The sequence below is a fragment of the Williamsia sp. 1138 genome (assembly GCF_002095435.2).
Lineage (GTDB): Bacteria > Actinomycetota > Actinomycetes > Mycobacteriales > Mycobacteriaceae > Williamsia.
Genome location: NZ_MJEJ02000051.1, coordinates 226,730 through 252,092, shown reverse-complemented (window position 1 = coordinate 252,092; position 25,363 = coordinate 226,730). Strand labels below are relative to the sequence as shown.

Sequence of the window (25,363 nt, the reverse complement as noted above, 5' to 3'; positions counted from 1 at the left end):
CGACACTGATTCGCAGAACGATCAACCCCTGGGAGAAATAATCGTGGATCACTACGATCTAGTTGTCATCGGCTCGGGCCCTGCCGGACAGAAGGCGGCAATCGCCGCCGCCAAGCTCGGTAAGAAGGCCGCCGTGATCGAGCGTCGGGACATGGTCGGTGGAGTGTGCATCAACACCGGCACCATTCCGTCGAAGACCATGCGCGAGGCGGTGCTCTATCTCACGGGTCTCAACCAGCGTGAACTCTACGGCCAGTCGTACCGGCTCAAGACCGACATCACCGTCGGCGATCTCTCGGCACGCACCTCGCACGTCGTCGGCAAAGAGATCGACGTCATCCAGAACCAGTTGTCGCGCAACCGGGTTGCTCTGCTCATCGGCAACGCGAGGTTCCTCGGTCCGCACGAGATCGAGGTCGAATCGACAGGGGGCGACCACAAGAACATCACGTTCGACCATGCGGTGATCGCGGTCGGGACCAAGCCCGCCCGGCCGGCGAGTGTCGAATTCGACGGCGCGACCATCGTCGACTCCGACCAGATCCTCGGGATGAACCGGGTGCCGCAGTCCATGGTGGTGGTAGGCGCCGGGGTGATCGGGATCGAATACGCCTCGATGTTCGCCGCGCTCGGGACCAAGGTGACCGTCGTCGAGCGTCGCGTCAGCATGCTCGACTTCGTCGACCGTGAGATCGTCGAGGCCTTGCAGTATCAGCTGCGTGACCGCGGGGTGACGTTCCGTTTCGGGGAGTCGGTCAAGATGGTCGAGAAACACACATCGGGCACGGTGACGATTCTCGAGTCAGGAAAGAAGATCCCGGCCGACACCGTGCTGTATTCGGCAGGTCGACAAGGGGTCACCGAGGAACTCGGGGTCGCGGCGGCAGGTCTGGAAGGCGACAACCGAGGCCGCCTGGAGGTGAACGACTGTTTCCGCACCGCCGTTCCGCACATCTATGCCGTCGGTGACGTCATCGGCTTCCCAGCGCTCGCTTCGACGGCGATGGAGCAGGGACGCCGGGCCGCGTACGACGCGTTCGGTGAACCCGTCGGTGAGACGGACTCGTCGAAGCACCCGATCGGTATCTACTCGATCCCGGAGATCAGCTTTGTCGGAAAGACCGAGGATGAGTTGACCGCTGCGAACGTGCCGTTCGAGGTGGGGGTCGCCCGATATCGCGAGTTGGCCAGGGGAGCCATCATGGGCGACGCCTACGGGATGCTCAAGTTGTTGGTCGATGCGCAGGATCGCAGCATCCTGGGCGTGCATGTCTTCGGCTCCAACGCCGCCGAGCTCGTGCACATCGGTCAGACGGTGATGGGATGTGGCGGGACCATCGACTACCTCGTCGACGCGGTGTTCAACTATCCGACGCTGGCGGAGGGATACAAGGTCGCCGCCCTCGACGCCGTGAACAAGATGCGGGCCATCGCGCGGGTCACCGGTGCCGGCAACGGCTACGAGCTCGGCGCGGAGTAGAGCCCCGACCGCAACGAGGAACGGCGCCGAGAAAATCCTCGGCGCCGTTCTCTGTTCTGCTCGGGGTGAATCTAGCTTCCGGGAACGTACTGTCCGCCGATGGTGCCCTGCACCACGATCGGGGTGCCCTCGGGGAAGTTCTCGTAGACGAACTGTGCGTTCTCAGGGCTGAGGTTGATGCAACCGTGGCTCACGTTGGTGTTGCCCTGCTGTTCTACCGACCACGGTGCGCCATGGACGAAGATGCCATCCCACGACATACGGACCGCGTACTCGACGTAGGTGCGGTACCCCTCGGCCGAGTCGACCGGGACGCCGTACGTGGACGAATCCATGTACATGTCGCGGTACTTCTCCTTGGTGTAGTACGTGCCGTTCGGGGTCGGGTGGTCGTTCGAGCCCATCGAGATGGGCATCGTGCGTACGACCTTGCCGTCCTGCCAGATGGTCATCTGATGGGTGGCGTCGTCGGCGAGTGCGACCCAGCCGGTCGTGGTGGCGACCGGGGGTGCGGGCTCGACCGGCTTCGGCGGCTCAGGCGCCGGCTCCGGGGTGGATGGCGCCACGGGCGGTGCCGGGGCCGGGGTGAAGACTCCGGGGATGGTCGGCAGCGGTACGCCGGGCAGTCCGGGAATGGTGGGTGCGGGTTGCGCGGACGCGGTGGCCGGAATGGCCAGCGTCACGACGATGACGCCGAGAACGGCGGCCACAAGGCGGGTGACGGTGCGCCCGAAGGAGCTACCGCGGGCGAGCTTGTTGGTCGACACTATGTTGAACCCTAACGTTGGCGACGTTCTTCGGTACGCTCCCCGAAAGCGCGGATTCAATAGTTGCATGAGGGACCCCAGGTGCCAAACGGAAAATGCGCATCTGTGACTGGAGTTGCTGATGTGACGGATGGGTTTGGACATGCGCCCAAACGTGACCGATGTCTCAGCATGTACTGGGCGCCCCTGCGCCCGCGAATCGATCGCTGAGCCACTGGAAAGCGCCGGGAAGGCCCAGGGGATAGGCGGCCACGTGGTTGGGGGCGGGCGTCGACAAGCTGGTCACGCGGACCCCGGCCCGGCAGTAGCGGTCGTTGGTCGCGACAATCGAATCGACTGGAATGAGTTCGTCTGTGGGACTGTGCCATTCGAACACGGGTGAGTTGGGAACGCCTGGGTAGGCGTCGAGACCGTTGGCCGCGACCACCCTGCGTGCGACCGGATCGTCGAACACCTTCACGTCGGGAGTCATCTCATCGGCGCTGTGATCTTCACCGATCTCCAGGATCTCGGTGGTACAGGCATTCTGCATCTGCAGGTACATCGATCGGCCGAGCGGGGTGAGGTTGTCCCACATCTCGATCTCGTTCGGGTACTCGCGAGACAGGCCGACGGCGGCCGCGTACGCGAGCCCGAACGCCGGGTGCGGCTTGTTGTAGCCGAGTCCCTCGGCCATCTTGATGAGGTTCATCGGCGCACCGCCGTAAGCGCTGCCTGCAAGGTCGAGGTCGGGCGCATAGGTCGGTGCCAGGGCTGCAGCCCACGCGGTCGCCATGCCGCCGCCGGAGTAACCGATGAGGCCCACAGGGCTGCGTGAGATGTTCGCGGTGCGCAGGTTCTGCGCCGCTTTGATGCCGTCGAGGGTGATGCGCCCGCCGAGCTGGGCGGCGCCATAGGCACTGCGGGGGCCGAGATGATCGGGGACCGCGATCACCCAGCCTTGCGCGAGCAGTCCGCCCAATGCGGGGACCTGGCGTGCCGTGAGGCTGTTCGTCTGCGTGAACAGAGTGCGCGATGGGGCGCACTCGAGACCGAGTGCGTTGACGATGTCCTGAAAACTCAGAACCGGTGCATCGACCCGCCGGTTTTTCGGCAGCAGGAGGGTGGTGACCGCCGCGATGGGCCGCGCGTACATGTCTGTGCTGCGGAACTTGAGCTGCCAGGTGTCGAGGTCACTTAATCCGGGCGGGTTCGGCATCTTGCGCTCGGCGACGATCGCGCCGTTGGCGTAGTCGCCGAGGTTCGCCGGCGCAGCGTAGAACGGATCCGCCAGCGGCGTCGGCAGGGCCGCCTCGTCGGCGTTCGCGATGCCCGGCGTGACTGCCAGCACCGCCAGCGCCATCGCCACGATGGCCGAGGTGGTGGTCAGCAAGCGAACGCGGTGGACGGCGCGCCGCGGTCGCACACGGTCGGACACAGGGGCACTTCTCACGGACACTTCGCCTCCGGGGCATCGGATCGACAGATTCCGTCGGCCTCCCCGTCGACGTGACCGAAATGAAACATGGCGCCGCTCACGCTGTCAACAAGTCGAGTTATGTTGCCGACGGGCTCACCCCGCCAGGCGGGTGTTCAGACGACGAAAGCCCCGGCGAGCAATGCTCTGACCGGGGCTTTCGCGGATTGAGCGGGTGACGGGAATCGAACCCGCGTAGCTAGTTTGGAAGACTAGGGCTCTACCATTGAGCTACACCCGCGTGCATACGACATCAGTGGGATCGCCATTGCTGTCGCTGCGAAAAGGACTGTACCGCCTCGTGCCCGCCGATCAGAAATCGGCTGGAAACGGGGGTGTTCGAGCCGATGTGAGTCACCGGTTTAGGTGCGGGGCGAGCTGGCACGTAGTATTTGCGTTCGGTTCTGCAGGCGCCGCCGGACGCGGCAGAACGACCTACACGGGATGTGGCGCAGCTTGGTAGCGCATCCGCTTTGGGAGCGGAGGGTCGCAGGTTCGAATCCTGTCATCCCGACTCACGAGAACAGCAATAAAGGGAGTCAAGTGAAGAGCACCGTCGAGCAGATCAGCCCGACGCGGGTCAAACTCAACGTCGAGGTTCCGTTCGAGGAACTGGAGCCGGAATTCGCCCGCACCTACAAGACGCTGGCCCGCGACATCCGGATCCCCGGGTTCCGTCCCGGCAAGGCCCCGGCCAAGCTCATCGAGGCCCGTGTCGGCCGCGACGCAGTGCTGGCGCAGGTCGTCAACGAAGCGCTTCCCGCGAAGTACAGCGAGGCCGTCGACGAGACCGATATCAAGGCGATCGGTCAGCCGGAGATCGACCTCGCAGAGCTCGAGTACGGCAAGAGCATCACCTTCACGGCCGAGGTCGACGTCCGCCCCGACATCGAGCTGCCGGATTACTCGACTCTCGAGATCGAGGTCGAGCCCTTGGAGGTCGCCGACGAGGCCGTCGACGAGCAACTGCAGGCACTGCGTGCCCGCTTCGGCACCCTCACCGGTGTCGATCGTCCGGTTGCCGATGGCGACTTCGTCTCCATCGACCTGTCCGCCACCATCGACGGCAAAGAGGTCGAGGAAGCCGCCACCAGCGGACTCTCCCATGAGGTCGGTTCCGGTGAGCTCATCGACGGGCTGGACGAGGCCCTGATCGGACTCAAGTCCGGCGAGGAAAAGACCTTCACGAGCACGTTGGTCGCCGGCGACCACAGTGGTGACCAGGCCGACGTGACGGTCAAGGTCCTCTCTGTGAAAGAGCGCGAGCTGCCCGAGGTCGACGACGAGTTCGCCCAGCTGGCAAGCGAGTTCGACACGGTCGACGAGCTGAAAGCTGATCTGAGCGAGCGTGTCGCCCGGTCGAAGCGGATGGAACAGGCCAACGCCATCAGCGAAGGTCTCGTCGCCAAGCTTCTCGAGACCGTCGATGTTCCGCTGCCCGAGGCTATCGTCACCGCCGAGGTCGACAGCCAGATCCACCAGGTCGTCCACAGCCTCGGCCACGACGACGCTGCGTTCGAGAGCCTCCTCGAGGCACAGGGCACGACTCGCGAGAAGTTCGAGGCCGATGCCCGCGAGGTCGCCGAGAAGTCCGTGCGGACCCAGTTGCTGCTCGACGCCATCGCCGATCAGCAGGAGACCGAGGTCGGCCAGGACGAGCTCATGCAGCAGATCATGTTTCAGGCCCAGCGCTACGGCATGCAGCCGGCAGAGTTCGCTCAGCAACTGCAGCAGGCCAACCAGGTCGGCGCCGTGTATGCCGAGGTGCGCCGGAGCAAGGCACTGTCGCAGATCGTCCCTGATGTGACGGTCAAGGACACCGCGGGCGAAACCGTCGACACGACGGAGTTCTACCCGCGTCCAGAAGCCGCCGAAGACGCCGGCGATGCCGACGAGTCGGCAGACGACAAGTCCTAACAGGCAAAACGCCAGCACAATTTCTGCTGTCAGCGAATAGGGGCGACGCCGAGCCATCGGCGTCGCCCCTATTCGTTAGTGTCGGAGAGAGCAATCAAATGACTGTGAGTCCGTTGAACGAAAACCCCGGATCGATTTCCGGGACGTCGAAGGTAGGTACCGTGACTGAGCCGAAGATCCACACCCCCGCGCTCTCCGGAGCAACCGCGAGTTCGGGTGTGGCCGGACTGAACTTGACCGACTCGGTGTTCGAGCGTTTGCTCCGTGAGCGAATCATCTTCCTGGGCACCCAGGTGGACGACGAGATCGCCAACCGTCTGTGCGCGCAGATCCTGCTGCTCTCGGCCGAGGATCCGACCAAGGACATCAACCTCTACATCAACTCGCCCGGCGGTTCGGTGACCGCCGGCATGGCGATCTTCGACACGATGCAACTCGCACCGTGCGACGTCGCCACCTATGCGATGGGCATGGCCGCCTCGATGGGCCAGTTCCTACTCGCCGCAGGAACCAAGGGCAAGCGCCACGCCCTGCCGCACGCGCGGATCATGATGCACCAGCCGTCGGCGGGCATCGGCGGAACAGCTGCCGACATCGCCATCCAGGCGGAGCAGTTCGCGCAGACGAAGAAAGAGATGAACCGGCTGAACGCCGAGTTCTCGGGTCAGACGCTGGAACAGATCGAATTGGACGCCGATCGCGACAAGTGGTTCACCGCCGAGCAGGCCAAGGACTACGGCCTCGTCGATCACGTGATCACGCGCGCCTGATCAATTCCATGGTCGAGCTCCGCTCCGCTTCGTCTCCGGCCCGTCGCAACCTCATCGGAAAGTAATGAGAACCATGAACAACCTTTCACCCCAAGCTCGGTACATCCTGCCCTCGTTCATCGAGCACACCCCGAACGGTGCACGCGAGTACAACCCGTACGCAAAGCTTTTCGAAGAACGAATCGTCTTCCTCGGCACCCCGATCGACGAGACCGTCGCGAACGACATCATGGCTCAGCTGCTGGTGCTCGAGTCGCAGGATCCCGACCGCGACATCATCATGTACGTGAACTCACCCGGTGGCAGTGTGCCGGCGATGCTTGCCATCTACGACACGATGCAGTACGTGCACTGCGACATCGCCACGGTCTGCCTCGGCGAAGCAGCGTCCGCCGCCGCGATCGTGCTGGCCGGTGGAACCCCGGGTAAGCGGGCGGCCCTGCCGAACGCGACCATCCTCATCCATCAGCCCCGCACCGGCGGTGCCTACCAGGGTCAGGTCTCCGACCTCGAGATCCAGGCCGCCGAGATCGAACGCATCCGCCGCAAGCTCGACGACATCTTGGCCGGCCACACCGGCCAGCCGGCCGACAAGATCCGCAAGGACACCGACCGCGACAACATCCTGACCGCCGAGCAGGCCAAGGAATACGGCATCATCGACGAGGTCTTCGAGTACCGCAAGAAGTCCGGACGCAAGAAGTAGATCGATGGGTTGCCCTTTGCGCGATGCGCAAAGGGCGGCCCGAGGGTCGCGGGCTTTGAAAGAGGCCCGCGACATTTGGCTTTATCGGTCGAAGTTCGGGTCACCTACGGGTACGGTCGTGGTTACCGAACTCCGGGTGAGCTGGGCGGACCGCGCGAATTCTTTGAATTTTCTGGGCAGCAGGGTAAGGGAAGTAGGTACAGCGACAGATGGCACGTATCGGAGATGGTGGCGATCTGCTGAAGTGTTCTTTCTGCGGAAAGAGTCAGAAGCAGGTGAAGAAGCTGATCGCTGGTCCCGGTGTGTACATCTGCGATGAATGCATCGACCTGTGCAACGAGATCATCGAGGAAGAGCTCGCCGAGACCAGCGACGTCAAACTCGATGAGCTCCCGAAGCCCATGGAGATCCGGGATTTCCTCGAGAACTACGTCATCGGGCAGGACACGGCGAAGCGGACCCTGGCCGTTGCGGTGTACAACCACTACAAGCGAATCCAGGCGGGCGATCGTAAGGATTCCCGTGGGGTGGAGCCGGTGGAATTGGCGAAGTCGAACATTCTGATGCTCGGCCCGACAGGCTGTGGAAAGACCTATCTCGCCCAGACCCTCGCGAAGATGCTGAACGTCCCGTTCGCCATCGCCGACGCGACGGCACTGACCGAGGCCGGGTACGTCGGTGAGGACGTCGAGAACATCCTGCTGAAGTTGATCCAGGCCGCGGACTACGACGTCAAGCGCGCAGAGACCGGCATCATCTACATCGATGAGGTCGACAAGATCGCCCGCAAGAGCGAGAATCCGTCGATCACGCGCGACGTCTCGGGCGAAGGTGTCCAGCAGGCACTGCTGAAGATCCTGGAAGGTACGCAGGCTTCTGTTCCCCCGCAGGGCGGACGGAAGCATCCGCACCAGGAGTTCATCCAGATCGACACCACCAACGTCCTCTTCATCGTCGCCGGTGCCTTCGCCGGACTCGACAAGATCGTCTCCGATCGAATTGGCAAGCGAGGCATCGGTTTCGGGACAGAAGTTGCAAAGAACGACGACGACAGCGCCGATCATTTCGCCGAAGTCATGCCCGAGGATCTGATCAAGTTCGGCCTGATCCCCGAGTTCATCGGACGTCTGCCGGTCATCGCATCCGTGACGAACCTCGACAAAGAGTCTCTCGTCAACATCCTGTCGCAGCCGAAGAACGCGTTGGTCAAGCAATACGCGCGGTTGTTCGACATGGACGGTGTGGAACTCGAGTTCACCGACGATGCGCTGGAAGCGATCGCTGATCAAGCCATCCACCGCGGCACCGGTGCACGTGGGCTTCGCGCGATCATGGAAGAGGTCCTGCTGCCGGTGATGTACGACATCCCGAGCCGCGACGATGTTGCGAAGGTCGTCGTCACCGGGGAAACGGTGCGCGACAACGTTCTTCCGACCATCGTGCCTCGCAAGCCGCGCCGCGACGAACGGCGCGACAAGAGCGCCTGACCCGATTCTCCAGACAACGCCGGTGGGAGCGATCCCACCGGCGTTCTGTCATTCCAGGACCCGGTGACCGCCGGAGTAGACGTTCATCGATTCGCCGCGCAGAAAACCGATGACCGTCAGGTCCGTTTCGTTTCCGAGGTCGACGGCAAGCGAGGATGGGGCGGAGACAGCCGCCAGGATGGGAATACCGGCCATCACGGCCTTCTGTGCGAGTTCGAAGGACGCGCGACTAGACACCATCAGGATGGTCTCACGTAGTGGCAGCAGTCGTTCCTGTACCGCCCAGCCGATCACCTTGTCGACCGCGTTGTGCCGTCCCACGTCTTCCCGTGCCACGAGCAGGGTTCCGTCGGTGCGGAACAGGGCGGCGCCGTGAACACCACCGGTGAGGTCGAAAGTCTTCTGGGCGTTGCGAAGTTGCTCAGGCAGGCCGGTGAGCGTCCCCACCTCGACGGTGCAACGGTCGTCTGCCGGCCGATGATCTGACTTGAGGCGCACCGCGTCGAGTGAGGCCTTGCCGCAGACCCCACACGATGAGGTCGCGTAGAAGTTTCGGGTCGCGGTCTCCGGGATCGATTGTTGATCACGCATCGCCACGTCGAGGACGTTGTAGGTGTTTCGACCCTGGTCGTCGACACCGTCGCAGTAGCGGATGACGCTGATGTCGTCGGCGCCGGAAATGATGCCTTCGGTCAGCAAGAAGCCGTGTGTGAGCTCGATATCGGAGCCGGGGGTGCGCATGGTCACCGCCAGGGATTCACCGGCGATCCTGATCTCCAGTGGCTCTTCGACGGCGAGGGTGTCGGCCCGTGAGTCCGTGCTCCCCGGACGGATGCGCCGAACTCGGGTTCGGCTGCTGACCCGGCCCATCAGCAGGCCTCGATACGGACGGTGATCGCCTTGGAGACGGGTGTGTTCGATTTGGCCGCAACGTGTTCGAGGGGGACGAGTGGATTGGTTTCGGGGTAGTACGCCGCAGCGTTGCCGCGCGGGGTCGGGTACGCGACGACGCGGAACGCGTGGACCCGGCGTTCTTCGAGGCCCCCCGGCCCATCGAACTCGGAAATGAGATCGACGGTCTGTCCGTCGGCCAGGCCGAGGGCCGTGATGTCGTCGGGATTGAGCAGCACGACGTTGCGATCACCCTTGATCCCGCGATACCGATCATCATGACCGTAGATCGTGGTGTTGTACTGGTCGTGGCTGCGCATGGTCTGCAGGATGACGCGCCCAGACCGAACGCGCAGCCACTGAAGCGGATTGGTCGCGAAGTTGGCCTTCCCGGTCGTGGTGGGAAAGGTTCGCGTGTCCCGCGGCGGGTGCGGCAACACGAAGCCGTCTGGGTGGCGCACCTTGGTGTTGAAGTCCTCGAATCCTGGTATCACCCGGGAGATGTGGTCGCGGATCGCGTTGTAGTCCGCCGGGAAACGGCCCCAGGGCACCGGATGATCCGGTCCGAGCGTGGCCTCTGCGAGCCCACTGATGATGGCGACCTCACTCCGCAGCTCGGTACCCGAGGGTGGAAGCGAACCTCTGGACAGGTGAACCACCGACATCGAGTCCTCGACGGTGACCTCCTGCTTGCGGCCGTCGCAGATATCCCGATCGGTGCGTCCCAGCGTGGGAAGGATCAGGCCTATTGAACCCGAACGTAAGTGTGAGGCATTGATTTTCGTGCTCACCTGCACCGTGAGGCGGCAGGTTCCCAGGGCAGCGGCAGTGGCGTGGGTGTCGGGGGAGGCGGAGACGAAGTTGCCGCCCATGGCGATGAACACCTTGATGTCGCCCGCGGCCATGGCGCGGATCGTGTCCACGGTGTCGAACCCGTGTTGCCGCGGCACCTCGAGGCCGAACTCGCGATCGAGAGCGTCGAGGAAGTGGTCCGGCATCTTCTCCCAGACCCCCATGGTCCGGTCACCCTGGACGTTCGAGTGACCACGGACCGGACACACTCCGGCACCAGGTTTGCCGATCATGCCGCGCAGCAGCAACACATTGGTGAGTTCTTCGATGGTCGCGACCCCATGCGCCTGCTGGGTCAAACCCATGGCCCAGCAGATGATCGTGCGATGCGAGCTGATCAGTTTGTCGGCGGTGTCGCGCAGTTGCGCTTCTGTCAGGCCGGTGGCTTCGGCGATCTCTTCGAGGTCGACGGTGGCCACCTCTGCGAGGTAGTCCTCGACCCCGAGACAGTGCTGCTGGAGGAAGGCGTGATCGAAAATCGTTCCCGGACTCGATTGTTCGGCGTCCAGCAACAGTTTGGCCAGGCCCCGGAACAGGGCCATGTCCCCACCGATCCGGATCTGCAGGAACTGGTCGGCCAGCGATGTGCCTTTACCGATGACACCGCCGACCTTCTGTGGATCCTTGAAGCGCAGGAGCCCGGCCTCGGGCAGGGGATTGACCGCAACGATGGTGGCGCCCCGCTCCTTGGCCTTCTCGAGCGTCGAGAGCATCCGGGGATGATTGGTGCCGGGATTCTGTCCCGCGATGATGATCAGGTCGGCGTTCTCGAGATCAGGTACGGACACCGACCCCTTGCCGATCCCGATGCTCTCGATGAGGGCGCTACCAGATGACTCGTGGCACATGTTCGAGCAGTCGGGCAGGTTGTTCGTACCGAAGGATCGTGCGAAGAGCTGGTAGAGAAATGCTGCCTCGTTGCTCGTTCGACCGGAGGTGTAGAACGCTGCCTGGTCAGGGTGCTCCAGCCCCGTCAGTTCGTCGGCGATGAGGGTGAATGCCTGGTCCCACCGGATCGGCCGGTAGTGGTCGTCCCCCTCGGTGAGCACCATGGGATGGGTGATCCGGCCTTGCTGGGACAGCCAGTACTCGGACCTCTCGCGGAGATCGGAAATGCTGTGTGCAGCAAAGAAGTCGGGCCCGACGGTGCGTGTGGTCGCCTCTTCGGCGACGGCTTTCGCGCCGTTCTCGCAGAACTCTGCGTGCTTGCGGTGGCCGGGCGTCTCGGGCCAGGCGCAACCGGGGCAGTCGAAACCCTCACGCTGATTGAGCGCGGTGAGAGTGCGTGCCGTGCGGGTCGCGCCCATCTGCCTCACCGAACGTGCGAGCGCCACAGCCACCGCAGGTACCCCTGCCGCCCAGACCTTGGGCGGATGCTGTTCGACGTCGTGCGCCTTCGGTTCGGGTACGGATTCGACGTTCATGGCATCCATCATCACCCTCTGCATCCGTTTTCGCCCACAGCGCTCTCGCGCTCGCGTTAACTGTGTCCTATGGATGTTGCACAGATTGGCGCAGTGGTCTTGGCAGGCGGCGCGTCGAAACGAATGGGTAGCGACAAAGCGGCATTGGAATGGAACGGGGAATCGATGCTCGGGCGCATCACCCGGATCGTCGCCGAACGGTGCGACCCGGTGCTGGTTGTCGCTCGGGAGGGATCACCGGCCTACCGGGGTCTGAGCGAGGGGCAGTCGGGGACGGGACAGATCAACTGGGTCACCGACGAGAAGCCCGGGGCGGGTCCCCTCGGTGGTCTCGTCACCGGTCTGGTCGCCGCGGCGGCTGCGGGGCGCGAGGTGGTGTTCGTCTGCGCCACCGACATGCCCCTGGTGAGCGCGGAGATGGTGGACGAGTTGCTGCGCGGGCTCTCTGAGTCCGACGACGCCGCGATCGCGGTGGACTCGCAACGGGCGCACCCCCTGGCGGGCGTCTACCGCACCAGGGCATCGGGGACCCTCGCCGATCTCGTCGCTTCCGGTGAACGTCGCATGCTCGCAGCAGTCGACGCGTTGCGCACCAACCGCGTCACACTGACCGATTCCACCTGGTTGACCAACGTCAACGCGCCGGAAGACCTGCATCGCCTCCGGGTGCCCTGAGCCGCACACCACCTGCGGCTTCGTCGCCCCCGAGGCGACTGCCTAGAATTGGCCGGTGACCGAATCGTCCCCGCACGCCGAAACCAGTTCCGCCGCCCTGCCCAAGACCTGGGATCCCGGGGTACACGAGGCTGAGCTGTACCGGACCTGGGTAGATGCCGGGTACTTCACCGCGGATGCGACGAGTGACAAGCCGCCGTTCTCGATCGTGCTGCCGCCCCCCAACGTGACGGGCTCGCTGCACATGGGGCACGCGCTCGACCACGTCTTGATGGACGCCATGTGCAGGCAGCGCCGGATGCGTGGCTTCGAGGTCCTGTGGCTCCCGGGCATGGACCATGCGGGCATTGCCACCCAGTCGCTCGTGGAGCGACAGCTGGCCACCGAGGGCATCAACCGTGGCGACATCGGCCGCGGGGACTTCATCGATCGCGTCTGGAAGTGGAAGGCCGAGTCGGGCGGCACCATCGGCGCGCAGATGCGCAGCCTCGGCGACGGCGTGGACTGGTCTCGCGAACGGTTCACGATGGACGACGGGCTCTCGCGCGCGGTGCAGACGGTGTTCAAGCGAATGTTCGACGAAGGTCTAATCTATCGGGCCGAGCGACTGGTCAACTGGTCGCCGGTCCTGCAGACCGCGATCAGCGACATCGAGGTGAAGTACTCCGACGTCGAAGGCGAGCTGGTCAGCTTCCGGTACGGCTCCCTCGACGACACGCAGCCGCACATCGTGGTCGCCACGACCCGGCTCGAGACGATGCTCGGCGACACCGCCATCGCGGTGCACCCCGACGACGACCGCTACCGGCACCTGGTGGGCACAGAGCTGGACCATCCTTTCGTCGATCGCCGGATCCCCGTGGTCGCAGACGACTACGTGGACCCGGAGTTCGGTACCGGTGCCGTCAAGATCACCCCGGCGCACGACCCCAACGACTTCGCCCTCGGCTCCCGGCACAATCTGCCGATGCCGACGATGATGGACGAGACCGCGCACGTCACGGGCACCGGAACCCAGTTCGACGGCCTCGATCGCTACGAGGCCCGCGTGAAGATCCGGGAAGTCCTCGCCGAGCAGGGCCGCATCGTGAAAGAGGTGCGGCCGTACCTGCACAGCGTCGGACACTCGGAGCGCAGCGGTGAGCCGATCGAGCCCCGCTTGAGCATGCAGTGGTGGGTTCGGGTGGAGAGCCTCGCCAAGGCCGCCGGTGACGCGGTGCGCTCCGGCGACACCGTGATCCACCCGAAGTCTCTCGAACCACGGTGGTTCGCCTGGGTCGACGACATGCACGACTGGTGCATCTCCCGGCAGTTGTGGTGGGGGCACCGGATCCCGGTCTGGTACGGCCCCGACGACGACATGGTCTGCGTCGGACCGGATGAGGAGGCGCCGGCGGGCTATGTGCAGGACAACGACGTCCTCGACACCTGGTTCTCGTCGGGACTGTGGCCGTTCTCGACCATGGGCTGGCCGGAGGTCGGCGACGATCTGAAGAAGTTCTATCCGACATCGGTACTGGTCACCGGTTACGACATCATCTTCTTCTGGGTCGCCCGGATGATGATGTTCGGCACGTACGTGGCGAAGTCGCTGGGCGAGCAGACCGGCACCGACACACCCGTGCCCTTCCGGAACGTGTTCTTGCACGGGCTGGTGCGTGACGAGCACGGCAGCAAGATGTCGAAGTCCAAGGGCAACGGTATCGACCCGCTGGACTGGGTGAACCAATACGGCGCCGACGCCCTCCGGTTCACCCTGGCGCGTGGCGCGAATCCGGGCGGCGATCTCTCGGTGGGAGAAGGTCACGCGCAGTCGTCGCGCAATTTCGCCACCAAGCTGTTCAACGCCACCAAGTTCGCGCTGATGAACGGTGCTGCCGTGGGTGAGTTGCCACCGCGTGATCAGCTGACGGACACCGACCGCTGGATCCTCGATCGGCTCGAGGAGGTCCGCGCCGACGTCGACGCGGGTTTCGAGGCCTATGAGTTCTCCAAGGCGTGTGAGGCGCTGTTCCACTTCGCATGGGATGAGTTCTGTGACTGGTACCTCGAGCTGGCCAAGGTGCAGTTCGCGCGAGGTGACGAAGCCGTCACGGCGGCAACAAAACTCGTGCTCGGAACCGTCCTCGACTCCCTGATGCGGATGCTGCACCCGTTCATGCCCTTTGTCACCGAGGTGCTCTGGAAGACCCTCACCGGGGGCGAGTCGGTGGTCATCGCCGACTGGCCGGAAGGATCGGGCGAGGCCGTGGACCTGACCGCCCGGCATCGGGTGGAGGACACTCAGCGGCTGATCACCGAGATCCGCCGGTTCCGTAGCGATCAAGGTGTCAAGGACTCGCAGCGGGTGGCCGTTCAACTGGAGGGGCTCGCCGAGGCGGGCCTGACAGCCCAGCGCGACTACCTCGATTCGTTGGCGCGGCTCGACCCCGCCGACGCGGACTTCTCGGCCACCGCCACGATCGAGGTCCGATTGCGGGACACGACAGTGGTCGTTCGCATCGACACCTCCGGGACCATCGACGTCGAGGCGGAGAGGCGGCGGCTGACCAAGGACTTGGCGACCAACGAGAAGGAACTCGCCGGGACCACGGCCAAACTGGGCAACGAGCAGTTCCTTTCCAAGGCTCCCGATGCCGTGGTCGACAAGATTCGCGGACGTCAGCAGGTGGCGCGTGACGAGGTCGCCCGAATCACAGCGGCGCTGGCAGCGCTGGAAGGCCAATCGTGACCCAGCCGGATCCGACGCAGCCGACCGCGGATGATCTCGCCGAATTGGGCGAGGTCGAGGCCTCCCTCGATACCCGCTGGCCCGAGACCAAGATCGATCCGTCCTTGGCGCGCATCTCGGCGCTGATGGACCTGCTGGGTTCCCCCCAAAAGGGGTATCCGGCGATCCATGTTGCGGGGACCAACGGCAAGACGTCGGTGACGAGGATGATCGATTCTCTGCTCACCGCCTTTCACCGGCGGACGGGCCGGATCACCAGCCCCCATCTGCAACTCGCCACCGAACGCATCTCCATAGACGGGGTCCCCGTCACGCCACGGGCCTATGTGGACACGTACCGCGAACTCGAGCCGTACATCGACATGATCGACGACCGCTCCTTGGCCGCCGACGGGCCCCGGATGAGTAAATTCGAGGTACTGACCGCGATGGCGTACACCGCGTTTGCCGAGGCGCCGGTCGAGGTGGCCGTCGTCGAGACGGGCATGGGTGGACGATGGGACGCCACCAACGTGATCGACGCCACGGTCGCCGTGATCACCCCGATCGCCCTCGACCACGCCGACTATCTCGGCGACACGCTCACCGAGATCGCGGGGGAGAAGGCCGGGATCATCAAGAAGGCGCCGGACTCGTTGGTACCGACCGATCCGGTGACGATCCTCGCGGTGCAGGAGAAGGAAGTTGCGGACGTCCTCTTGCGAGCAGCTGTCGAAGCCGACACGTTCGTCGCCCGTGAGGGCTCCGAGTTCGCGGTGCTCGAGCGGCGGGTCGCTGTCGGGGGACAGTTGCTGACGCTGCAGGGACTCGGCGGCGAATACCCCGAGATCTTCCTGCCGCTACACGGCGCCCATCAGGCGTCCAACGCGGCTTTGGCTCTCGCAGCTGTCGAGGCGTTCTTCGGCGCCGGCGCGGATCGCCAGCTCGATTCGGAGTTGGTCCGTGCCGGCTTCGCCGCGGCGACGAGTCCGGGCCGACTCGAGCGAGTGCGTTCGGCGCCAACGGTATTCCTGGACGCCGCCCACAACCCGCACGGCGCGGCGGCGCTGGCGGCGGCGTTGGAGGACGAGTTCGATTTCCGGCGACTGATCGGGGTGGTCAGCGTGCTCGCCGACAAGGACGCTGCGGGTTTGCTCACCGCGTTCGAGCCGGTGTTCGACGTCATCGTGTTGACGCACAACGGATCCCCCCGCGCGATGGACCCCGAGAGTTTGGCGGAGGTGGCCACCGCGATCTTCGGCGAGGACAGGGTGAAGGTTCACGGATTCCTGCCCGACGCCGTCGAGGCCGCGATCGAGCTCGCGGAGGAAAATCTCGACGACTCCGAGGGGATGTCCGGGACGGGCGTGGTGATCACCGGCTCGGTCGTCACCGCGGGTGCGGCACGCACGCTGTTCGGAAAGGACCCGGCATGAGCGACGAATCTTCCGAGTTACCAGCGAGGTTCACGCCGCCCACCGTCGATCCGTGGCGCGGCCTGCGCGGGGTGATGGCAGGGACGTTGATCCTCGAAGCGATCGTGGTGTTGCTGGCATTTCCCATCGTCGTGCGGGTCGGGGGCGGTCTGACCGTTGCTTCGGGGACCTACCTCGGTGTGCTCACGCTTGCGATGATCCTGGGTTCGGGATTGCAGGGCCGATCGTGGGCGTTGCCGTATGACCTTGCGCTACAAGTGATCACGATCGCCGGTTGGATCGTCCACTGGTCCATCGGAGTCGTCGGGATCGTCTTCATGATCGTGTGGCTCTACATCGCCTACATCAAACGGGATGTCCGGCTGCGCATGGAACGCGGCTTGCTGAACGGGCAGGAACGCATCGCCGACTGACCGCTCGCCGGTGTGGGCTGGTCAGGAGGAGTCGCGCGGCGATGTTGCCGGAACGTGACCTGAAAAGTCGCAAATCGGGTTTCGCCCGGCTCGGGGTGCTGACAAGATCGCAGGCACACCACACCGTGAAGCACTCGAAAGGTACACATATATATGTCACGCTCCGCAAAGTTCGTTCCTGCCGTACTCGCCGCCGCGGGTGCCGCCTGTGTCATCGCAGGAACTGCGACAGGAGCTGGGGCTGCTTCTGCTGAGGCGAGCTCGCCGATGCCGGTGGGAGACAGTCAGTTCGGTTACATCGCGACTCACGCGCTGACTCAGCGCGCAGCTGACATGAACCTTCCGGAGTTCGTCGCCTCGATTCCGGTGCCTGCGGAGTACAAGCCGGCGAACCTCGCGCTCGCGGCCCGCTTCGACATCGTCGTCGATGAAGCTCTCGCATCGCCCGGTGGTTGCGTCCAGGTCGTCATCGACCCCGCGCCCACGTCCGGAGGCGTCTTCAGCTATGGATTCTTCGCCGTCGAAGGACAGTACTGCCAGCCCTAGCCCGGATCGACGCCCCTGGCTCGGTTCGACGCCCCTGGCTCGGTTCGACGCCCCTGGCTCGGTTCGACGCCCCTAGCTCTGTTCGACGCACAGTCGGGTCCACGTCTCGAAGTGCCGTCGGGTTAGTCTTGTCGGGTGACTGAACGGACTCTGGTACTGATCAAGCCCGACGGCGTCGAGCGTGGGCTCGTCGGCGACATCATCGAGCGGATCGAGCGCAAGGGCCTGAGCCTTGTCGCCCTCGAACTCAAGACCGTCAGCGATGACATAGCGGCCGGCCATTATGCCGAGCACGAGGGCAAGCCCTTCTATCCATCCCTGCTCGAATTCATCACGTCGGGCCCCCTGGTCGCGGCTGTCCTCGAGGGCCCGCGCGCAGTGGCCGCATTCCGACAGATAGCCGGCGGCACCGACCCGGTGGAGAAAGCTGTCCCGGGCACCATCCGGGGCGACTATGCCCTCAGTACTCAGTTCAATCTCGTACACGGCTCGGACTCGCCGGACTCGGCAGAGCGCGAGATCGCGCTCTGGTTCCCTGACCTCGGCTGACAGGTCGGCCTGACGCCCGAATCCGGGTGATGTCGGTGGACTCGGCAGCGCCGGGTCGGTTGTGTGGGATACTGACAACGGTTGTCGAGCCCACTGCTCTGTTTAATGGACAAGGGGCGCCGACGACCAGATGATCAGCTCGTGTGCTCGGTCCCCACTCAGGTGGTTTTTCACCTGTCGTGGTGTGGACATCGCGGCACTCGGGCAGTAGTCAAGTCATCACGCCAGGCGTCGCCGGTGAATGCGAGAAGTTCTCGCGGAAACCGGGCGAAGCGAGACCTACAATCCCGGCCCAGGCCGGGTAAATAGCACAGCCCTCGCGTGGCCGCGTTTATCCGCGCCCGGGGGCTCGAGGAGAATACGTGGCCGACAACCAGTCGCCGGACGAAGTCAATACGAATTCGGCGCAAGAGTTTCCGCACAAGATGCGCGTGCATGCGCTGGCCAGAATTCTTGGTCTGAGCAGTCGTGAGGTGCTGGTGCATCTCGCCGACCTCGGGATCGTGGCCCGCAGCCCACAATCGAGCATCGTCAGGAGCACCGCCATCGCGGTGCGCGACAAGATCGCCGCAGGCGACGACCCTGCGAGCGCGGGTGTCACCGGCGAGAGCCCCGTGGCCACCGCGCAGGGCGACGAGAACGTAGAGGCAACTCCGCCCGCCACTCAGGCCGTGGACGAGCCCGCACCTGCTCCGGTGGAGAAAGAGACCACAGACGACGTTCCGGCCGGGGCCGATGAGCCGGTCGTCACCGAGGCGAGCACGGCGGAGGCGTCCGATGAGGTCGCCGCCTCCGTCGAGGTGCTGCCTTCTGTCACCTCCACCCCACATCTTTTCTCGGCGATCGAAGAGGAGCTGCCGCGCACCAGCTCCGCCCCGGCGGCACCCGCCGCCGGTGGTTCGCCGCTGTTCCTGTCGGCGGAGCAATCGGTCCGGTCGACGGAGCAACCGGCCGACACCGATGACACCTCTGATCAGGACGACTCCGATGACGACGGTGACACCGCGTCCCGCAAGCGGCGTCGGGGGCGTCGTGGTCGCGGCCGCGGTCGCGGTGACCAGGGCGGCACCGACGACCAGAGCACCGCGGATGATCAGGACAGCTCCGACGAGGACACCGGTGCCGACTCGGCCACCTCGGATGACGAGGCCGGATCAGCAGACTCTTCCGACCACAAACCCACCTCGGACGACGCCGACACGTCGGACAAGCCGGACATCAAGAGCAGCAAACGCAAGCGGAGCCGGCCGAAGAAGCCCAGGACCGAGAGCGAAGACGACCAGGGCGAGCAGGGCGGAGACGAGGCAGCGACCTCGGATGCCGCGGCCAAGCCGGATACCGAGGAGTCGAAGGAGTCGGAGACCGATCCCGACGCCGACTCGGCGGAGTCGGATGACCAGGACGACTCCGCCGATGGCGGCTCTGCCAACCGTCGGCGTCGGCGTCGCCGTCGTCGCAAGGGCGGTGATGGCGACGACTCCGGACCCTCTGATGATCCGCCCAACACGGTCGTTCACGAGCGCGAACCGCGCAACAAGGCGCGAGGGCGCGACGAAGTCCAGGGCATCTCGGGGTCCACCAGGCTCGAGGCCAAACGACAGCGACGTCGGGACGGACGCGATGCGGGCCGCAGGCGGCCGCCGATCCTGAGCGAATCCGAATTCTTGGCCCGGCGCGAAGCCGTCGACCGTGTGATGGTCGTCCGCGAGCGCTCGGGAGTCGCGGCGACCGTGACCCACGACGCCCACGGTGACAACGGTGGTGACGCGGCGCCGCAGGCCACCCGCGACTACACGCAGGTCGCTGTTCTCGAAGACGGCGTGCTGGTCGAACATTTCGTGACGACCTCGAACTCTTCGTCGATGGTCGGCAACATCTACCTCGGCCGGGTACAGAATGTCCTGCCGGGTATGGAAGCCGCGTTCGTCGACATCGGCAGGGGACGCAACGGCGTGCTCTACGCCGGTGAGGTCAACTGGGATGCGGCCGGACTCGACGGCGGCTCACGCAAGATCGAGCAAGCTCTGCGCCCCGGAGACCCGGTTCTCGTGCAGGTGAGCAAGGATCCTGTGGGGCACAAGGGTGCACGGCTGACCACACAGATCTCGCTGGCGGGACGTTACCTCGTGTACGTCCCCGGGGGTGGATCCACCGGCATCAGTCGTAAGCTGCCCGACACCGAGCGCAAGCGGCTCAAGGCAATTCTCGGCAAGATCGTCCCCGACGACGCCGGTGTGATCATCCGTACCGCCTCCGAAGGGGTGGCTGCGGACGAGCTGACCCGCGACATCGAACGACTCCAGCAGCAATGGGAGACCATCAACGCTGCCAATCCTGCGGCGGGCAAATCGAAATCGGCGGCTCCGCAGACCCTGTACGAAGAGCCGGATCTCTTGGTGAAGGTCGTCCGCGACCTGTTCAACGAGGACTTCAAGAAGCTCGTCGTCGAGGGAAACGGCGCCTGGAACCAGGTCGAGAACTACGTTCGCAGCGTCGCGCCCGATCTGCTCGATCGCACTGAGCGTTTCGACAAGGCCCACGCCGATGCCCCCGACGTGTTCGACGTTCATCGGATCGACGAACAGCTCGCGAAGGCGCTCGATCGCAAGGTCTGGTTGCCCTCCGGTGGAACGCTGATCATCGAGCACACCGAGGCGATGACAGTGGTCGACGTGAACACCGGCAAGTTCACGGGTTCCGGCGGCAACCTGGAAGAGACGGTCACGCGGAACAACCTCGAGGCCGCCGAAGAGATCGTGCGGCAGATGCGGCTCCGCGACATCGGCGGCATGATCATCGTCGACTTCATCGACATGGTCCTCGAATCGAACCGGGACCTGGTGCTGCGCAGGCTCACGGAGGCACTTGGCCGTGATCGCACCCGCCATCAGGTGTCCGAGGTGACCTCGCTGGGCCTGGTCCAGATGACACGTAAACGACTCGGAACCGGACTGCTCGAGGCCTTCTCGACCACCTGTACGTGCTGTAACGGCCGGGGAATCGTCATACATGCCAACCCGGTGGAGATCTCCGGCGGCGGCGACGACCCCGGTCGCGGCGCGGGTGGTGGAGGCGACAACGCGAAGCGTGCCAGGCGTAATCGGCGTAATGGCAAGCCCGACCAGCCCGCCGCTGCGGAGACCAAGCCGGCCGCCCACAGTCCGGCGGAGCACCCGATGTTCCGCGCGATGGCGAGCCACACGACCGATCCCGACGCCGTTGACCCGGAGGCGCAGACGCCGGAGGTCACCGGCGAGGAGCTGAAGGATTTCGAGGTCACCGACTCGGCGTCGAACCCGGCCGCTTCAGACGCCTCCGAGACACCGGACGAGAAGACCGCCCCGGAGGTCGAGCCGAGGACCAACGGTTCTTCGAGGTCCAGGTCGAGGCGCGGGGCGGGGCGAAACGGCAGCAAACCAGCCGCTGCGCCGGACGCCACGTCGTCGGTCGTCGAGGCCACGGAGAGCACATCTCCGGCCGGTTCGGCCGAGCAAACGGCGGTGGCTGCGCCTGAGGCTGAGCCGCCCGCCGGCGACGAGCCGGTTGTCGTGGCCCAGCCCACCACGCCGGAGCCCGAACCGACGGCAGAGACAGCAGCACCCCCGAAGCGGCGCCGTGCAGTCCGTCGCAAGGCGGCGGCGCCGACAGTGACGTCGCCGGATACGGCGGTGATCACCGACGTGATCACTGCGGAGCCGGTGACGACCCCGCCGGTGACGACGTCGGGGCCCATCACGACGTCGGGTTCGACGACACCATCCGATGAGCCGGCGGTCGCCGTACGACGCAAGCCGCGTCGGCGGGCAGCCGGTAGGCCGGCAGGGCCGCCGGTGGAGGAGTGATCGGGGACACGGCGACAGACGCTGGTTTGACCCGGTCGGCCATACTCCCGTAACCTGGATCAGTCGCCATTCGGCGGACGGATAGCGCTGTGTCCTGCAGCGCCCGGCCGGATCGGCAACGGGCAAGAGCCCGAACGAACCACGACAGACAGTAAGAGGTAGCTCTCCGATGGCAACGTACGCAATCGTCAAGACCGGCGGTAAGCAGTACAAGGTCGCTGAAGGCGATCTGGTGAAGGTCGAGAAGATTGACAGCAAGCTGGGCGACACCGTCGCGCTGCCCGTGACGCTTGTCGTCGATGGCGCGGACCTGACGACAGACGCCGACAAGCTGGCGAAGATCTCGGTGACCACCGAGGTCGTCGAGCATGTCAAGGGACCGAAGATCAAGATCCACAAGTTCAAGAACAAGACCGGCTACCACAAGCGCCAGGGGCATCGTCAGAAGCTGACGGTTCTCAAGGTCACCGGTATCAAGTAAACAGCCCACCACACTTTTCAGGAGATCTGTCATGGCACATAAGAAGGGTGCATCAAGCTCGCGCAACGGGCGCGATTCGAATGCCCAGCGGCTCGGTGTGAAGCGCTTCGGTGGCCAGCAGGTCAGCGCGGGCGAGATCCTGGTCCGTCAGCGCGGCACTCACTTCCACCCCGGCGTGAATGTCGGGCGTGGCGGCGACGATACCCTGTTCGCTCTCGCTGCAGGTGCTGTTGAGTTCGGTGCGAAGCGCGGCCGCAAGACCGTGAACATCGTGCCGGAACCTGCGCAGGCCTGAACCCGCGTAGCCGGCTTTTCATAGCTCCCAAGGGGCGGGCAGGGTCATTCGATCCGGTCCGCCCCTTAGGAATTCTCCGAACTCTCTCAAGGTGAAAAAATGTCGAGATTTGTTGACCGCGTGACGATTCACGCGACCGCGGGCAACGGGGGACATGGCTGCTCGTCAGTGCACCGCGAGAAGTTCAAGCCGCTCGGCGGACCAGACGGCGGCAACGGGGGCAACGGCGGCGACGTCACCCTGGTCGTCGATCCGCAGGTTCACACGTTGCTCGACTTCCATTTCCATCCCCACGCCAAAGCCGGAAACGGTCGTCCGGGTGCGGGCGCGAACCGTGACGGCGCCAACGGTGAACCGCTGATTCTTCCCGTACCCGACGGCACGATGGTGCTCGACGCGGAAGGCCGCCTGCTGGCCGACCTGGTCGGTGAGGGCACCACCTTCGCCGCCGCGTCCGGTGGTCGCGGCGGGCTCGGCAATGCGTCGCTGGCGTCGCGCGCACGCAAGGCGCCCGGCTTTGCCCTCAACGGCGAAGAAGGCGAGATTCGCGAGCTCGTACTCGAACTCAAGTCCGTCGCGGACGTCGGGCTGGTCGGGTTCCCTTCCGCGGGCAAGTCCTCGCTCGTGTCCGTGCTGTCGGCGGCAAAGCCGAAGATCGCGGACTACCCGTTCACCACTCTGCGACCGAACCTCGGTGTGGTCAACAGCGGCTCGGATGTGTTCACCATCGCCGACGTACCGGGACTGATCCCGGGAGCGTCCACCGGTCGGGGCCTGGGTCTGGACTTCCTCCGGCATCTGGAGCGATGCGCGGTCCTGGCACACGTGGTCGATTGCGCCACCCTGGAGCCCGGCCGCGACCCGATCACCGATATCGACGTACTCGAAGGTGAACTCGCGGCCTACCAGCCTGCGCTGCAGTCCGATACCGGGCTGGGCGAGCTGGCGAATCGGCCTCGGGTGGTGATCCTCAACAAGATCGACGTGCCGGAGGCCGCGGAACTGGCCGAGATGGTCACCGCGGAACTCTCCGAACGCGGCTGGCCGGTCTTCGCCATCTCGGCGGTGACCCACAAGGGTCTGAAAGAACTCACCTACGCCCTCGCAGATCTCGTGCGCCAGTACCGCATCGATCACCCCAAGCCGATTGCGCGACGCCCGGTGATCCGGCCCATCGCGACCGACGACAACGGTTTCTCGATCATCTCCGACCCCGCCGAGCCAGGTGCGTTCATCGTGCGCGGCGTCCGGCCGGAGCGCTGGATCAAGCAGACCCAGTTCGGCAATGACGAGGCCGTCGGATACCTCGCCGACCGGCTCAATCGCTTGGGGGTCGAGGCCGAGCTGATCAAACTCGGTGCCGAAGCCGGCTGTTCGGTGACCATCGGAGAGGTGACGTTCGAATGGGAACCCATGACCCCCGTGGCCGAGGACTTCCCGATGAGCGGACGCGGATCCGACATCAGGCTCGATCGTCCCGAACGTATCGGTGCCACCGACCGAAAAATTGCTCGTCGCCTTCGCCGTGGCCTGGACCCCGAACTCGAGGAACCCGACGATCGTGGATAGCGTTACTCGCCAACGAATTTCGGGTGCACGCAGTGTTGTGGTCAAGATCGGTTCGTCTGCTCTGACGGAGTTGACGACAGGTTTGGACACCGGTCGACTCGATGCGCTGGCGGACGCCATCGAGGCTCGCATGTGTTCGGGTTCAGACGTCATCGTCGTTTCGTCCGGTGCGATCGGCGCCGGCATAGCCCCGCTGGGACTGAGGTCGCGGCCGCAGGATCTGGCGACCAAGCAGGCTGCGGCCAGTGTCGGTCAGCTGGCGTTGGCACACGCGTGGAACACGTCTTTCGCTCGGTACGGCAGGACGGTCGGACAGGTGCTGCTCACCGCTCATGATGTGTCGCTGCGTGCCCACCACGCGAACGCCCAGCGGACCCTGGACAGGCTGCGCTCGCTCGGCGCCGTCGCGATCGTGAACGAGAACGACACGGTGGCCACCAACGAGATCCGGTTCGGCGACAACGATCGGCTCGCCGCACTGGTGGCTCACCTGGCGGGAGCCGATGCGCTCATCCTGCTCTCGGATGTGGATGGTCTGTATGACGGTGATCCGCGTAAGGGCGGAGCGACCTTGATCCGCGAGGTGGACGGCCCCGACGACCTCGAAGGGGTCATCGCCGGCACAGGTGGCGCGCTGGGCACGGGGGGGATGGCGTCAAAGCTGTCTGCCGCACGTCTGGCCGCAGACGCCGGTCTGCCCGTCCTGTTGGCCGCGGCCGCCGATGCCGCGGCCGCATTGACGGATGCGTCAGTTGGCACCGCATTTGCGCCTCGCGCCCAACGACTTTCGGCCCGCAAGTTCTGGGTTCGGCATGCGGCGGAGGCCACGGGTCGACTCGTGCTCGACGACGGCGCGGTGCGCGCGGTGTCGACGGCCAGGCGCTCACTGCTCTCGGCGGGGATCGTTGCGGCTGCCGGTAGGTTCTTCGGCGGAGACGTCGTGGACCTCGCCGACCAATCCGGACAGGTCCGAGCCCGCGGGGTGGTCGCCTACGACGCGTCCGAGGTCAGCGAGATGCTCGGTAAGTCGAGCGGTGCACTCCCCGCAGACCTGCGCCGTCCCGTCGTGCACGCCGACGACCTGGTCGCGCTGTAGA

General features: G+C 65.0%; 20 protein-coding genes and 2 tRNA genes. 17 read left to right on the top strand and 5 right to left on the bottom strand.

Annotated features, from left to right (window positions below):
* Positions 1-43: 43 nt before the first annotated feature.
* A complete protein-coding gene (sthA, locus tag BH683_RS23360; protein ID WP_084838728.1) occupies positions 44-1,480 on the top strand; it encodes a Si-specific NAD(P)(+) transhydrogenase in 1,437 nt (478 codons plus the stop codon).
* 71 nt (positions 1,481-1,551) lie between these two features.
* Here the strand turns inward: sthA and BH683_RS23355 are convergent, their stop codons facing one another.
* The 3 genes from BH683_RS23355 to BH683_RS23345 form a co-directional block, all read right to left on the bottom strand.
* Positions 1,552-2,247 (bottom strand): L,D-transpeptidase, encoded by a 696-nt coding sequence (locus tag BH683_RS23355; RefSeq protein WP_246833537.1) that lies wholly within the window; start codon positions 2,245-2,247, stop codon positions 1,552-1,554.
* Between the two features lie 166 nt (positions 2,248-2,413).
* A complete protein-coding gene (locus BH683_RS23350) occupies positions 2,414-3,664 on the bottom strand; it encodes a lipase family protein (protein ID WP_246833536.1) in 1,251 nt (416 codons plus the stop codon).
* A 209-nt stretch (positions 3,665-3,873) separates the two neighbouring features.
* A tRNA-Gly gene (locus BH683_RS23345) sits at positions 3,874-3,944 on the bottom strand.
* A 199-nt stretch (positions 3,945-4,143) separates the two neighbouring features.
* Between BH683_RS23345 and BH683_RS23340 the strand changes: the two genes are divergently transcribed.
* The 5 genes from BH683_RS23340 (at position 4,144) to clpX (ending at position 8,583) form a co-directional block, all read left to right on the top strand.
* A tRNA-Pro gene (locus BH683_RS23340) sits at positions 4,144-4,217 on the top strand.
* Between the two features lie 29 nt (positions 4,218-4,246).
* Entirely contained in the window at positions 4,247-5,620 is a 1,374-nt protein-coding gene (tig, locus tag BH683_RS23335; protein WP_168187103.1) for a trigger factor, read from the top strand.
* A gap of 161 nt (positions 5,621-5,781) precedes the next feature.
* A complete protein-coding gene (locus tag BH683_RS23330; protein WP_084838726.1) occupies positions 5,782-6,390 on the top strand; it encodes an ATP-dependent Clp protease proteolytic subunit in 609 nt (202 codons plus the stop codon).
* Positions 6,391-6,463: 73 nt separating this feature from the next.
* Entirely contained in the window at positions 6,464-7,096 is a 633-nt protein-coding gene (locus tag BH683_RS23325; RefSeq protein WP_094647676.1) for an ATP-dependent Clp protease proteolytic subunit, read from the top strand.
* Between the two features lie 209 nt (positions 7,097-7,305).
* Positions 7,306-8,583, top strand: coding sequence for an ATP-dependent Clp protease ATP-binding subunit ClpX (gene clpX, locus BH683_RS23320; protein ID WP_084838643.1), 1,278 nt, complete (start codon positions 7,306-7,308; stop codon positions 8,581-8,583).
* Between the two features lie 48 nt (positions 8,584-8,631).
* Here clpX and fdhD read toward each other — a convergent pair whose 3' ends face one another.
* Both fdhD and BH683_RS23310 read right to left on the bottom strand, forming a co-directional pair.
* The gene (gene fdhD, locus BH683_RS23315; RefSeq protein ID WP_084838642.1) at positions 8,632-9,453 is read right to left on the bottom strand and encodes a formate dehydrogenase accessory sulfurtransferase FdhD; all 822 of its coding nucleotides are present in this window, start codon (positions 9,451-9,453) and stop codon (positions 8,632-8,634) included.
* Complete coding sequence (locus tag BH683_RS23310) at positions 9,453-11,750, bottom strand: FdhF/YdeP family oxidoreductase (protein ID WP_084838725.1); 2,298 nt, start codon at positions 11,748-11,750, stop codon at positions 9,453-9,455. Before BH683_RS23310 ends, fdhD begins: the two co-directional genes overlap by 1 nt.
* A gap of 69 nt (positions 11,751-11,819) precedes the next feature.
* Here BH683_RS23310 and BH683_RS23305 point away from each other — a divergent pair, with 69 nt between their 5' ends.
* From BH683_RS23305 to proB, 11 genes are all read left to right on the top strand, one after another.
* On the top strand, positions 11,820-12,425 hold the full coding sequence (locus BH683_RS23305) for a molybdenum cofactor guanylyltransferase (protein ID WP_084838641.1): 606 nt from the start codon (positions 11,820-11,822) through the stop codon (positions 12,423-12,425).
* Between the two features lie 55 nt (positions 12,426-12,480).
* Positions 12,481-15,156, top strand: coding sequence for a valine--tRNA ligase (locus BH683_RS23300; RefSeq protein WP_084838640.1), 2,676 nt, complete (start codon positions 12,481-12,483; stop codon positions 15,154-15,156).
* On the top strand, positions 15,153-16,571 hold the full coding sequence (locus tag BH683_RS23295; RefSeq protein ID WP_084838639.1) for a folylpolyglutamate synthase/dihydrofolate synthase family protein: 1,419 nt from the start codon (positions 15,153-15,155) through the stop codon (positions 16,569-16,571). Before BH683_RS23300 ends, BH683_RS23295 begins: the two co-directional genes overlap by 4 nt.
* Positions 16,568-16,984 (top strand): DUF4233 domain-containing protein, encoded by a 417-nt coding sequence (locus tag BH683_RS23290; protein WP_084838638.1) that lies wholly within the window; start codon positions 16,568-16,570, stop codon positions 16,982-16,984. The genes BH683_RS23295 and BH683_RS23290 overlap by 4 nt, the downstream gene beginning before the upstream one ends.
* Before the next feature lie 153 nt (positions 16,985-17,137).
* Positions 17,138-17,530 carry a hypothetical protein gene (locus tag BH683_RS23285; protein ID WP_084838637.1) on the top strand — a complete coding sequence of 131 codons (393 nt, stop codon included), beginning with the start codon at positions 17,138-17,140 and terminating at the stop codon, positions 17,528-17,530.
* A gap of 135 nt (positions 17,531-17,665) precedes the next feature.
* The gene (gene ndk, locus BH683_RS23280; RefSeq protein WP_084838636.1) at positions 17,666-18,079 is read left to right on the top strand and encodes a nucleoside-diphosphate kinase; all 414 of its coding nucleotides are present in this window, start codon (positions 17,666-17,668) and stop codon (positions 18,077-18,079) included.
* A gap of 362 nt (positions 18,080-18,441) precedes the next feature.
* On the top strand, positions 18,442-21,921 hold the full coding sequence (locus BH683_RS23275) for an Rne/Rng family ribonuclease (RefSeq protein WP_084838635.1): 3,480 nt from the start codon (positions 18,442-18,444) through the stop codon (positions 21,919-21,921).
* Positions 21,922-22,090: 169 nt separating this feature from the next.
* A complete protein-coding gene (rplU, locus tag BH683_RS23270) occupies positions 22,091-22,402 on the top strand; it encodes a 50S ribosomal protein L21 (RefSeq protein ID WP_084838634.1) in 312 nt (103 codons plus the stop codon).
* Positions 22,403-22,433: 31 nt separating this feature from the next.
* The gene (rpmA, locus tag BH683_RS23265) at positions 22,434-22,697 is read left to right on the top strand and encodes a 50S ribosomal protein L27 (protein WP_084838633.1); all 264 of its coding nucleotides are present in this window, start codon (positions 22,434-22,436) and stop codon (positions 22,695-22,697) included.
* A 99-nt stretch (positions 22,698-22,796) separates the two neighbouring features.
* Positions 22,797-24,266, top strand: a complete 1,470-nt coding sequence (gene obgE / locus BH683_RS23260; RefSeq protein ID WP_084838632.1) for a GTPase ObgE — start codon at positions 22,797-22,799, stop codon at positions 24,264-24,266.
* On the top strand, positions 24,256-25,362 hold the full coding sequence (gene proB, locus BH683_RS23255; protein WP_084838724.1) for a glutamate 5-kinase: 1,107 nt from the start codon (positions 24,256-24,258) through the stop codon (positions 25,360-25,362). The genes obgE and proB overlap by 11 nt, the downstream gene beginning before the upstream one ends.
* Position 25,363 lies beyond the last annotated feature (1 nt).

Excerpts from the sequence above, each read along its gene's own strand:
- rplU (WP_084838634.1), top strand. The coding sequence starts at position 22,091 with ATGGCAACGTACGCAATCGTCAAGACCGGCGGTAAGCAGTACAAGGTC.
- BH683_RS23305 (WP_084838641.1), top strand. The coding sequence starts at position 11,820 with ATGGATGTTGCACAGATTGGCGCAGTGGTCTTGGCAGGCGGCGCGTCG.
- BH683_RS23325 (WP_094647676.1), top strand. The coding sequence starts at position 6,464 with ATGAACAACCTTTCACCCCAAGCTCGGTACATCCTGCCCTCGTTCATC.
- BH683_RS23285 (WP_084838637.1), top strand. The coding sequence starts at position 17,138 with ATGTCACGCTCCGCAAAGTTCGTTCCTGCCGTACTCGCCGCCGCGGGT.
- obgE (WP_084838632.1), top strand. The coding sequence starts at position 22,797 with ATGTCGAGATTTGTTGACCGCGTGACGATTCACGCGACCGCGGGCAAC.
- BH683_RS23310 (WP_084838725.1), bottom strand. The coding sequence starts at position 11,750 with ATGAACGTCGAATCCGTACCCGAACCGAAGGCGCACGACGTCGAACAG.
- clpX (WP_084838643.1), top strand. The coding sequence starts at position 7,306 with ATGGCACGTATCGGAGATGGTGGCGATCTGCTGAAGTGTTCTTTCTGC.
- BH683_RS23290 (WP_084838638.1), top strand. The coding sequence starts at position 16,568 with ATGAGCGACGAATCTTCCGAGTTACCAGCGAGGTTCACGCCGCCCACC.
- rpmA (WP_084838633.1), top strand. The coding sequence starts at position 22,434 with ATGGCACATAAGAAGGGTGCATCAAGCTCGCGCAACGGGCGCGATTCG.
- fdhD (WP_084838642.1), bottom strand. The coding sequence starts at position 9,453 with ATGGGCCGGGTCAGCAGCCGAACCCGAGTTCGGCGCATCCGTCCGGGG.